Genomic DNA, 10,672 nt, shown 5'->3' on the forward strand with positions numbered 1-10,672 from the left:
CATTGAAGATTCTACATTAAAGAGAGATAAATTAAAAATAACCACAGACAAAGGAAAAAATGGGCATAAGTCCAAAATGTAATGTTAAGGATACTTATTAATTTATACGCCTGTTGCCCGGGGATGGGTAGCGAGCAGGGGATGGGCTGGAACTGGATTCTGGCTATAGCCAAGCATAGCGAGTGCTATGTCATTACGGAAGGTGAGTACCGCCCAGAGATAGAAGCATGGATGAATTGCACAGAGAATGCGGAACTCGCTTCAAGGATACGTTTCTATTACAATGAGGTGACACCGGAGATTCGTCGCAGATGCTGGAACCAGGGTGATTGGCGCTTTTATTTCAGTTATAGGAAATGGCAGCAGAAGACAGCAGAGATAGCAAGGAGGATAATCAGTGAGCAGCATGCCAAGGGACAGGACATAGATCTCATTCACCAGCTGAATATGATAGGGTTTCGTGAACCGGGCTATCTTGCCGGGGTGTCAAAATGTTGTGAAATTCCATTGGTCTGGGGACCGATAGGAGGCATGAAGCTGTTTCCGATGTCTTATGCCAATGGAGCAAAGATAAAGCTTTTCTATATTGTCAAGAATGTCGTGAACCGTTTGCAAATGGTGTTTTACCCACGTGTCCGCAGGACATTGTACCATGCATCCGTCCTAATCAGTTCTATTCCTGCCAGCTATGTTGCCATAAAGAAATATTATGGCAGAGAGTCAGCCCTCATTCCTGAGACCGGATTCTATGCATGTGACATGGACAATCATGTGACATCTCCGTCACGTTTTAAGGGTGATGTCTTGAATGTTATTTGGGTTGGAAAGTTTTCATATCGGAAACGGCTTGATATAGCCTTGAATGCAATGATTTGTGCAGACAATCCTCATATCAGATTGCGGATATACGGTACTGGCAATGACCGCCAAGTTGCAGAGACCAAAGAATTCCTTAAAGTGCATGGATTGTCAGGGACTGTGGAGATGATGGGGCATGTCAGGGCAAAGGATGTCCATGAAGCAATGCTTGAGTCAGATGTGTTCATGTTCACCTCTGTTGACGAGGACACCTCAACTGTTGTCCTTGAAGCCATCTGTGCAGGACTGCCGGTTGTTTGCTTTGACACTTGTGGCATGGCGTCGGTTGTGGATGAACATGTCGGTGTAAAAATCCCATTGACATCCCCGAAACAGTCAGCAATGCATTTTGCCGAAGAGCTGAACCGCATGTATCGTGACAGAAGCCTTCTTGCCGGATATTCCCAAAACTGCAAGAAAAAGGCAGTGGAACTGTCATGGGAAAGGAAATCTGAGCAGATTCTTTCGCTGTATAAGGACGCTCTTGATAATACGGGACATTAAATTTATGGGATTATTTCAAATATTGCAAAAGGCCAGTCTCCTGCCTTCATATTTATGGGACATGATGTGGGCATCTGTGTGGAAACGGTGCATGAAACATTGTGGCAGAAATGTCTACCTCCGTCCCATGTCAAGTGATATAAAAGGTTTGTGGAATCTTTCTGTTGGTGACGGCACATCCATTCCTAAAGGCAGTACTTTCTATTGCACCGAAGCACCGCTGACAATAGGGCGTAAAGTAATCTTCGGCCCTTGCCCGACAATTATCACCGGCGATCACCGCATTGATATTATAGGAAAATATATAATAGATGTCACAGCCAAGGAGAAACTTCAGGAGAACGACCAGCCTGTCGTTCTTGAAGATGATGTCTGGGTCGGTGCTAATGTCACCATACTCAAAGGTGTCACCATAGGTCGTGGCTCTGTTGTCGCCGCCGGTGCTGTCGTTACAAAGTCTTTTCCTCCATACTCCATTATCGGCGGTGTGCCGGCACGTCTGCTGAAACGGCGTTTCACAGATGAAGAAATAACACGGCACGAAGCGGCTGTAAACAGGTTGTAGGTCTTGGGATTAAATTCGTAGACATTTGCTGTAGATATAGGGAATCTGTCCCATATTTATATAAATTCATCCATCTCTGAAGTTAAATGAAGAAAGTTCTTGTCATAGGTTCGGCACGTCAGTCAGCCGGCGGTGTCTCCTCTGCCATAAAGTTGATGGAGAAGATGCCTGTATGGAAAGAATACTCCTGCTATTGGCTGGGCACACAGATACAGCGCAGTTATCTGTGGAAATTCTTTTATGCCCTCCGTTCATGGCTTGTGGCACTGATTATTGTATGGAGATATGATATAGTGCATTTCCATACAGTGCCGGATAGAATATGCCTTATAATACAGATGCCGATTTTCTTGCTTGCACTTGTTGGCAGGAAGCGCATAATAATGCATATTCACATGGGAAACCAGTTGCGTAACCATACAAACAACAAACTGTTTCTATGGCATCTTAAAAAGGTAGACCTTGTTACCCTCCTTGCCAAAAAGTGGGAAAGGCTTTTCAAGGAAGAATATTCTTGCATAAAAACAAGAACCACAGTATTGTACAATGCTTGTGAGGAAGTTTCGCCTGTTTATCCGGCAGAAAAAGAGAAACTTATAATCATGGCTGCATATTTCACTGACAACAAAGCTCCGGAGTTGTTGTTGCAGGCATGGCATAAACTGAAGGACAAATATCCGGATTGGAAAGTTCGGATGCTTGGCAATGGTGAGGTCGAGAGATACAAGCAAATGACAGAAGACATGTCTTTGTCTTCCGCAGTAAAGTTTATGGGATATATCACGGGAAAGGCGAAAGAAGACTATTTCCGTAAGGCTTCTATTTACTGCATGTGTTCTTATGAGGAAGGCTTTCCTATGGTTGTGCTTGAGTCTTGGGCTTATGGCATCTGTGTTGTCACGACACCGGTCGGCGGTCTTCCCGATGTGATAGAGGAGGGGAGCAACTGTCTTACGTTCCCATTTGGAGATTCTGATGCTTTGGCTGAGAAACTTGAACTCCTGATAGAGAATGAGAATCTCAGGAATGACATGATGAAGAATGCTCGCGAATTTGTTCTGAAGACATTCTCCACAGATAAGATAAACCGTGACATCTGTGGGATATATGAACAGTTGCAGTCTTGAATTTGACCATTGCTGTTGTATTTATGAATAACGAAAATCAAAATACAGAATACAAGCGTGTTTGGAAGGATGACTACCTAAAATGGGTATGTGGCTTTGCGAATGCGTATGGCGGACGAATCTTTATTGGTATAGACGATGATATGACTGTTGTTGGTGTGAAACATCTGCCATCAGCAACTTGAGGATATTCCTAACAAGATAGTTTCCATTCTCGGTATAATGCCGGAGACAAACCATCTTGTAATGAACGATAAGGATGTTATTGAAATTATTGTTGAACCATGTGGCATGCCTGTTTCCTATAAAGGCGTGTATTATTACCGTTCAGGAGCCACAAAGCAAGAACTGCGTGGCGTGGCACTTCATCAGTTCCTTCTTAAAAAGATGGGACTTAATTGGGAGGACATTCAGTGTGCAGATATTACATTGGATGAGATTGATGATGAGGCTGTTGCATATTTCCTGCGTAAAGCCATCATTTCGGGGCGTATGAATCCGGAAGTGATAAATTCAACCAAAGAAGAGGTGCTGTCAAATCTTGGTCTTTTGGTTGGAGGGGTACTGACAAATGCTGCAGTATTGTTGTTTGGCAAGTTCCCTCAGCGCAAGTTTGTTACCTCAGGTTTCAAGATTGGACGCTTTGGCATGAATGATGCAGACCTACTAAGCCATGACCTGATAGAAGGAAATCTTATTCAGATGACGGACAAAATAATGCAGGTGCTCAGTGATAAATATCTTATCCGTCCTATCCGTTATGAAGGTCTTGAACGGCATGAACCGTTTGAGATTCCGGAAAGTGCCTTGCGTGAGATGATTTTCAATTCTATTGTCCACAAAGTGCAGTCTGGCACATGGAATCAAATGAGCATATACGATAGTCATATCCGTTTGTGGAATGAAGGCGAATTGCCGGAAAACTATACAGTAGAAACTTTGCTTGGTAAACATACCTCAAAGCCTCGAAACCCGAAGATAGCAAATGTGTTTTTCAAGGCAGGCTTTATTGAGTCATGGGGACGTGGATATGAGAAAATCATGACAGCTTTTGATGCAGAGAATCTTGTTCGTCCTACATTCGTATTAGAACAGGGTGGAATTACAGCCAATATTCCTCGCGAACGTTTTATGGCTATACGAGGAGGAAATGCTGTAAATGTTAACGAAACCGATACGAAACCGATACGAAACCGACTGATAGCAGAACAGAAATCAAGAATACTGGAATTGTTGGGAAAAAATCCGGACATGTCTATGGATGCTTTAGGAAGGATTTTGGCGATTTCAAAAAGTAGTGTCCAACGTCGCATTGATTCTCTTGCTCATGAAGGACGTCTTCAACGTGTTGGCAGGTATTGGAATGTTTCGGAATGAGGTGAATTGTTTTCAACTGTTAATTGACATGGGCTGTTGTCCAAAATATTAAAACTATTTCAATGAAAAATAAACTCAGTATAGTGATTCCGTGCTACAATGCAGAGAAATACATACGCAAATGTTTGGATTCATTGCTTGTTGCTGTTGCAAAGGTTGATAGGGAGTGTTGTGAAATCGTTGTGGTAAACGACGGGAGCACCGACGGTACTCTTGATATATTGCAGCAATATGGGACAAATATAAAGATTTTGACAACAGAGAATCAAGGCGTTTCTGCTGCACGAAACCATGGTCTGGCAAATATAAATGGGGGGGGGTACATCTGGTTTGTTGATGCCGATGATGAAGTGGACGAGCATTGCCTCCAATTCATATTCAAATCACTGCAACAGAACCCTGCTGATGCCATAGTATTTGATTTTGAATATGTCAAGGGCGAAAACAAAAAAGAAACTGTTAGAAGGAACCTTGCAGACGACAAGAAGTTTCGAGTACTAAAAGATGATGCTGTTTTTACCGAAGCGATAACACCTTTGTTCGGGCTGTCACAAATGAATGTTGACAGATTCTTTGAAGGGGAATCTCCTTATGTCTCAGATTTCCTATGCAGAGGATATGTGTGGCATTATATTCTTAAATACTCTGTATTGCAAGAAAATAATCTCTTTTTTCGGGCAGACATGAAATTCGGTGAGGATGCAATGTTATTTCTGCGCTATTTATGTTATGCAAAAGAGATAAATGTCATTAACGAAAAACTGTATTATTACTATGAGCGCACTTCCGGAGCATTGGAACGTATAAAGGCTAATCCGAAGTTGTTGTTTGAGAGCAAGATGCAACTGGCAGAAGAGCGTACAAGCATCAACGAACTGTGCATAAAGCAGTTTGGCAAGGATATGTCACGATGTTATGACGGTAGTCTCTTGTTTTCAGCTTTAGAGCTATGCATAAAACTTTCTCGTGAGAAATACAGGGGGAATATAAATCTTTTCAGGCATTATGCATCCTATGCGCCCGTTAGTGAAGCTATCAAGAGAATAGAACTTGCGAAAGCTCCTTTGAAATACAAACTGCCGATAAAACTTCTTCAACTTAATTATTTGCGCCTACTGTACTCTTTAATGTATATAGCCCAGAGAATAGGGTGCAAAATTAATGTATAGATAGAATGTCAAAGTCAAATGTAAAGAGATTGCTTTCTGCAATGAGCAGGGAGGAAATAATCGAAATGGTCCTTGAACTTTATGATGTACGTAAAGAGGCTAAGGAATATTTGGATTATTATGTCAATCCTAATGAGAAGGCAAAATTAGAGGAGTATAAGACTGTCATAAAGAATGAATTCTTTCCAAAACGCGGAGAAGAGAAATGCCGTTTCAGTGTTTGCAGGAAAGCCATTGCCGATTACCGCAAGCTCCATCCCTCACCGGAGAATCTTGCCGACCTGATGCTTTTCCTTGTAGAGCAAGCCACAAAATTTACAGCCACGTATGGAGACATGTGGGGACAGTACTATACCTCTGTCGAGAACAATTTCGATGCCGCAATGAAGTTCATCAGCAAGAATAATCTCGTAAGGAATTTCCTTCCAAGGATTAACCAAGTATTGGAATGGAGTTCACAATGCGGATGGGGATTCGGAGATTCGATGCCACGCATTTTCTATGCATATTGTAAGGAAATGTATGACGGCAGGGATTAGATACAGTGTATCTGTTCTGAAAAAGTTAGTCCACAAAGCTAACAGACATTATCTTTCAAACGTTATTTATGGATTTGTTTCGTAGTAATGGCTATACATCATTTCATACTGACACGTTTCAATCTTACTCTTTGGACAAAGGACAAGAATGACAGCAGCATTGACCGTAACGAATGGTTGCGGGAAAGACTGAAGCTGTTCGAGACCTATTGCCTGCCGTCTGTAAAGGCACAGACATGCAGGGACTTCACATGGGTATTGTTATGTGAGAAAGAAGCCGGCACTGAAGAGGGCGGTAAATGGATAGAGGAAAAAATGGAGGAGTACAAGCGATTGTGTCCTCAGATACGTCCCGTATGGGTACGAAACAAATATGGCAGGGCTTTTGCCTCCATTTTCCGTAATGCTACTATCAAGTTGCTGCGTGAGCGCAGTCTGCAGAATGATGACCTGTGCCTGACTACCTACCTTGACAATGATGACATGCTGCATCCGTTGTATGTTCAGTTTGTACGACAGGAAGCAGCAAAATCAGGCGTGGGCACTGCCATTTCTTATGACTACGGTCTGCAATATTTCACCGAACTTAATCTTGCGACACGAGTGTCCTATCCGAACAATCATTTCATGACCTTTGTTGAGAATGTCCGCAATGTCCGTACATGCTACGGTTATGGCAGCCATTTCCTTTTGGAAAAGACCAAGGCTGTAAATGTCTGCCATATCAAAAACATCGGATGGCCTATGTGGGTGGAGGTCGTCCATGGCTCGAATGTGGATAATGATGTGAAGATGACATTTGACACATCTGTACTCGATACAGGAAGTGAGATGGCACGCGAGTTCGGGCTTGATGTTTCAGGATGCAGAAGAAAAGATTATTACAAACGCTTTATACAGCAGGCTATACGGCGGCTGCATGACAAGATTATACCAAGGAAGTGGGAATGAGCAGTATTTGCTTTTATTGTTGTCTGGTAAAAAACAATGACAAGCAGCAAAGCTCCTGCATATCACCATCTTATGAAGTTTTGCTTCAAAGGGGGCTTGGGAACCGCTGACGCGGTTCTCTGCACAGAAACATCCGTACAGTGCGTACACAATCAGAGATGCATTTTGCGTTTTATCGACATCAATAATTTGCTTTTCTAAAGGAAACGGTTACTCAATGGGAAGAATAGAAAGCATCTTCTTTGAACTGTTGCAGGTCGCTATCGACTGCCGTACAGAACTCTCCAGCGCATTGACGGCGGAAGAGTGGGAGCAACTGTATGCCATAGTGCAAAAACAGGCAATGGTGGGAATCGCTTTTGCAGGTGTGGTACGCCTGCCTCGTGAGCAGCTGCCTTCACGCAATCGCCTTATACAGTGGAAAGTGTATGCCGACAAACTGGCATTACGTAACAAAAGGGCGAATGAACTCTGCCGTATATTATATAAAGGTGTTGTACAAGCCGGTTTTCATGCCATGATACTGAAAGGGCAGGGTAATCTTTCCTATTACCCATCGCATTTGCGTCTTTTGAGAATGCCCGGAGATATAGACATCTTTGTGTACAATGACACGAAACATTCTGTCAGTGATGTGATAGAATATTGTACCGCCCGCAGGAAAGGGCAATTCGTATATTATCATAACCTTGACTGGCCGATATTCAAGGACATTCCTGTTGAGGTTCATTACAGACCGACTTGGCTTTTCTCACCGTTGAGAGACAGAAAACTGCAACGGTGGTTCCGTTCTCATCGTTCTATTGTGGAATATGACGGGTATGGTGTGCCGACAGTAGAGTTCAATGCTGTGTTCCAGCTGATACATCTCTACAAACATATCTTTGAGGAAGGAATCGGTTTGCGCCAGCTGCTTGACTACTATTATGTTTTGGAAAACCTTGACATCGAAAAATCCGGAAAGGATAGTCTGCGTCATACATTGGAGAAACTCGGGCTTAGGAAATTCGCCGGTGCGGTTATGTATGTCATGCAGCAAGTGTTTGCTATGTCTGAAGACAAATTTCTGTGTCCTTCTTGTGAGTCGGAAGGAAAAATGCTGCTTGCAGACATCCTGCATGGAGGAAACTTCGGCAAATATGATTCCGATAGGGTGTGGAATCTGCAACCGGACTCGGACATCATGACGCGCATACAGTATGCTTGGCAGAAATTACGGCATAATTTCAGGTATCTCCGCAGCTATCCGGAGGAGGTGTTGTGGGAACCTCCGTTCCGCCTGTACCATTGGATGTGGCGCACATTCCGTTTGTGGCGCTTCTGATAATAGTCACTATGTGATTGCCATACTATCATGTGTTTATGTTAAACATGTCAAAGAACGCTTGTTTGTAACAAAGACGATGCAAAGATAGTGCAAGGCGAACGCGATAAAGTTTACTTTAATTGCTGAGGCGCAGCCTATCTTCGCGATGCAAAGGTACAACAATTCACATGCGATTCCAAATCCCAATGGGGTATAAATAGGGGTATCTGAATTTGCTGATAGAATAGATGTGGTTGGTAAAGCATGTTTTATACCATAATAGTGGTGTCCAGTAAAATTCCACAAGTAATTTTGAAATCATATTTTTATCGAAAATGTTTCGCATAATATGTGGCTCCGCCACACTTTACAGCGAGATTCTGATAATGTGCACGAGGATAAAGGCTTGTTACACCAAAAGCTGATGAATTACAATGTGTTATGTATGTTTAGCGGACACCACTTGCCATAACTGTATTTAACGTGAGTTCAACGAATTTTTATATCGGAATTAAAAGAAAAATACCATTAAAAACATCGTAAAACGGTGCTTTGATAGCGTTTTTCTTCATTCTTCGGATAGTTGCAAATTCGCCTAACTCACTTTATTCTGCAAACGGAACTTTACCAGCCAATGACCTTCATTGTCTGAGAAAACAGCCTTTGGACGGCATCCGCCACTGTTTCCACTGTTGTAAAGCAATAATCCCGCATCTGTGTCCTGCTGTTCTTTCAGCACTTCCAATGCCTTTTTTTGTAACAAGTCAAAATCTGTGCTCTCTTTGCCGAGAATTGTTCCGTGCCTGACTTCGGTGATTCCTGTTGCTGGGTATTGACCAAACAAGTTGGGCATCGTTGTGGTTTTGTCCGTAGGTTCATAGCAAAGAGCTCCCATGCCATTGTTTCCCACCAAGCACAGTCGGTCAATGGAAGTCAGACTTCTGTCATCGATTCCTTCGTGTAGCAAGGCTCTGTGAAGGAGGTATCTGCCATATCCGTCAGGAAGACTGTCTTCAAAGATGCCAAAGTTTCCATAGAAAGGTGTAGGATTGGCAATGAACAAACCGGGTTTCAACGGCAATTCAAGTGGGGACAGGCTGAAGCCGTCTGCAAGCCATGCTTTGTCATACTCAAAGGCGCAAAGTCGGTTGTCGGGAGTCTGCGAGAGAGTGCCGACAGCTTTGCCATGATATTTTACTGTAAGTCTGTCAATCATACATTCTTTTTATAAGCCCGGCTTTTACCAGTGTTCTTGCGAATCTGTGTCAACTCTTCCATTGTGGAATATTTTGGTTGGCTGAAAATGTTTTTAATCTCCGAAGTGTAGTCCATTGCCGTAGCTAAGGCAATAAGGTTCTTCAGTGAGATTAATCCCTTCTGCTCGAATCTGACAATGTTGCCCATTGCAACACCAGAATGTTCAGCTATCTGCGCGCGAGTCAGGTTCTTTTCGATTCTGCGTTTGCGGAAATCCTCTGCCAATCCTTTGGCAATGTCGTCGGCATTGTCAAAGGTGTAGTTTTCCAATAATGATAATATATTGTTCATATCTATTGTATTTACATGGATAAAGATAAAATATTATCAGTTGCAAAGGTAATTATTTTATTTCAAAATTGAGTGCTTATCTTAAAAAATAAGGTGTTCTGACACATCATTTAACGATTATTGGTTTTTGACTGTCTGGTAAAATACAATGTATTGTTAATTGTGCACATTCTTTTCTCATCCATCTCTATGCGGAAACCGCGTTAGCGGTTACAAGAAAGTAGCCGTGGGTAGCACCCACGGAACATTGTAACACTCTGTGCACGACCGATTTATCGGTCGAATAAATAGGAATACAGCATACAATATTCGACCGATAAATCGGTCTGTATAGTCATGTCTGACAATTCGTACGCGAGTTCGGGATAAGAAAGTCCCCGAAAAAGTTGGTAATCTCGCAAATATTTTGTATATTTGTAAGTGAAAATCAATAACATACTAAAAACATAAGCGATGATTACCACTTGCAAAGTTACTGAAATTTTCTGTATTATCGACGAGTTTTCCAAGAAATTGCATGCAGAACTTGAAAAAAACATGTATTTGCGCCTTTCTGACATGGACGGGCGCAAGCGCAGGAAGTGTGAATGCATGATGTCTGAGAGCGAGATAATGACAATCCTTGTATGCTACCATTTCGGAACATTCGCCAATTTCAAGCACTACTACATGCTCTTCATCAAGGGGCATCTTGCCAAGGATTTCCCTTCCGCCGTATCCTACAACCG

Annotated in this window: 10 protein-coding genes and 2 pseudogenes; 10 read left to right on the forward strand and 2 right to left on the reverse strand. The window is 42.6% G+C overall.

Features of this window, described 5'->3' with window-relative positions:
• Positions 1-81: 81 nt before the first annotated feature.
• The 9 genes from E5358_RS13290 (at position 82) to E5358_RS13330 (ending at position 8,414) form a co-directional block, all read left to right on the forward strand.
• Positions 82-1,362 carry a glycosyltransferase family 4 protein gene (locus tag E5358_RS13290; protein WP_135940664.1) on the forward strand — a complete coding sequence of 427 codons (1,281 nt, stop codon included), beginning with the start codon at positions 82-84 and terminating at the stop codon, positions 1,360-1,362.
• Between the two features lie 91 nt (positions 1,363-1,453).
• Entirely contained in the window at positions 1,454-1,927 is a 474-nt protein-coding gene (locus tag E5358_RS13295; protein WP_277821308.1) for an acyltransferase, read from the forward strand.
• Between the two features lie 86 nt (positions 1,928-2,013).
• Complete coding sequence (locus tag E5358_RS13300; protein WP_135940666.1) at positions 2,014-3,054, forward strand: glycosyltransferase family 4 protein; 1,041 nt, start codon at positions 2,014-2,016, stop codon at positions 3,052-3,054.
• A gap of 23 nt (positions 3,055-3,077) precedes the next feature.
• On the forward strand, positions 3,078-3,239 hold the full coding sequence (locus E5358_RS13305; protein ID WP_135940667.1) for an AlbA family DNA-binding domain-containing protein: 162 nt from the start codon (positions 3,078-3,080) through the stop codon (positions 3,237-3,239).
• A 61-nt stretch (positions 3,240-3,300) separates the two neighbouring features.
• Complete coding sequence (locus E5358_RS13310; protein ID WP_168354679.1) at positions 3,301-4,431, forward strand: ATP-binding protein; 1,131 nt, start codon at positions 3,301-3,303, stop codon at positions 4,429-4,431.
• 23 nt (positions 4,432-4,454) lie between these two features.
• Positions 4,455-5,600 carry a glycosyltransferase family 2 protein gene (locus E5358_RS13315; RefSeq protein ID WP_135940669.1) on the forward strand — a complete coding sequence of 382 codons (1,146 nt, stop codon included), beginning with the start codon at positions 4,455-4,457 and terminating at the stop codon, positions 5,598-5,600.
• Positions 5,601-5,605: 5 nt separating this feature from the next.
• A complete protein-coding gene (locus E5358_RS13320) occupies positions 5,606-6,139 on the forward strand; it encodes a DUF6155 family protein (RefSeq protein ID WP_135940670.1) in 534 nt (177 codons plus the stop codon).
• Positions 6,140-6,226: 87 nt separating this feature from the next.
• A complete protein-coding gene (locus E5358_RS13325) occupies positions 6,227-7,090 on the forward strand; it encodes a glycosyltransferase (protein WP_135940671.1) in 864 nt (287 codons plus the stop codon).
• Between the two features lie 217 nt (positions 7,091-7,307).
• A complete protein-coding gene (locus E5358_RS13330; protein ID WP_135940672.1) occupies positions 7,308-8,414 on the forward strand; it encodes a nucleotidyltransferase family protein in 1,107 nt (368 codons plus the stop codon).
• A 598-nt stretch (positions 8,415-9,012) separates the two neighbouring features.
• Here E5358_RS13330 and E5358_RS13335 read toward each other — a convergent pair.
• Together E5358_RS13335 and E5358_RS13340 are read right to left on the reverse strand one after the other, a co-directional pair.
• Positions 9,013-9,612 (reverse strand): annotated as a pseudogene (locus E5358_RS13335) (HipA N-terminal domain-containing protein); the annotation flags it as partial.
• Positions 9,609-9,944 (reverse strand): helix-turn-helix domain-containing protein, encoded by a 336-nt coding sequence (locus tag E5358_RS13340; protein WP_135940674.1) that lies wholly within the window; start codon positions 9,942-9,944, stop codon positions 9,609-9,611. The pseudogene E5358_RS13335 and the gene E5358_RS13340, both read right to left, overlap by 4 nt.
• Positions 9,945-10,397: 453 nt before the next feature.
• On the opposite strand from E5358_RS13340, the pseudogene E5358_RS13345 reads away from it, so the two are divergent.
• Positions 10,398-10,672, forward strand: a pseudogene (locus E5358_RS13345) (IS982 family transposase); the annotation flags it as partial.

It is taken from the genome of Palleniella muris, from assembly GCF_004792655.1.
Lineage (GTDB): Bacteria > Bacteroidota > Bacteroidia > Bacteroidales > Bacteroidaceae > Prevotella > Prevotella muris_A.

Excerpts from the sequence above, each read along its gene's own strand:
- E5358_RS13290 (WP_135940664.1), top strand. The coding sequence starts at position 82 with ATGTTAAGGATACTTATTAATTTATACGCCTGTTGCCCGGGGATGGGT.
- E5358_RS13295 (WP_277821308.1), top strand. The coding sequence starts at position 1,454 with ATGAAACATTGTGGCAGAAATGTCTACCTCCGTCCCATGTCAAGTGAT.
- E5358_RS13300 (WP_135940666.1), top strand. The coding sequence starts at position 2,014 with ATGAAGAAAGTTCTTGTCATAGGTTCGGCACGTCAGTCAGCCGGCGGT.
- E5358_RS13305 (WP_135940667.1), top strand. The coding sequence starts at position 3,078 with ATGAATAACGAAAATCAAAATACAGAATACAAGCGTGTTTGGAAGGAT.
- E5358_RS13310 (WP_168354679.1), top strand. The coding sequence starts at position 3,301 with ATGAACGATAAGGATGTTATTGAAATTATTGTTGAACCATGTGGCATG.
- E5358_RS13320 (WP_135940670.1), top strand. The coding sequence starts at position 5,606 with ATGTCAAAGTCAAATGTAAAGAGATTGCTTTCTGCAATGAGCAGGGAG.
- E5358_RS13325 (WP_135940671.1), top strand. The coding sequence starts at position 6,227 with ATGGCTATACATCATTTCATACTGACACGTTTCAATCTTACTCTTTGG.
- E5358_RS13330 (WP_135940672.1), top strand. The coding sequence starts at position 7,308 with ATGGGAAGAATAGAAAGCATCTTCTTTGAACTGTTGCAGGTCGCTATC.
- E5358_RS13340 (WP_135940674.1), bottom strand. The coding sequence starts at position 9,944 with ATGAACAATATATTATCATTATTGGAAAACTACACCTTTGACAATGCC.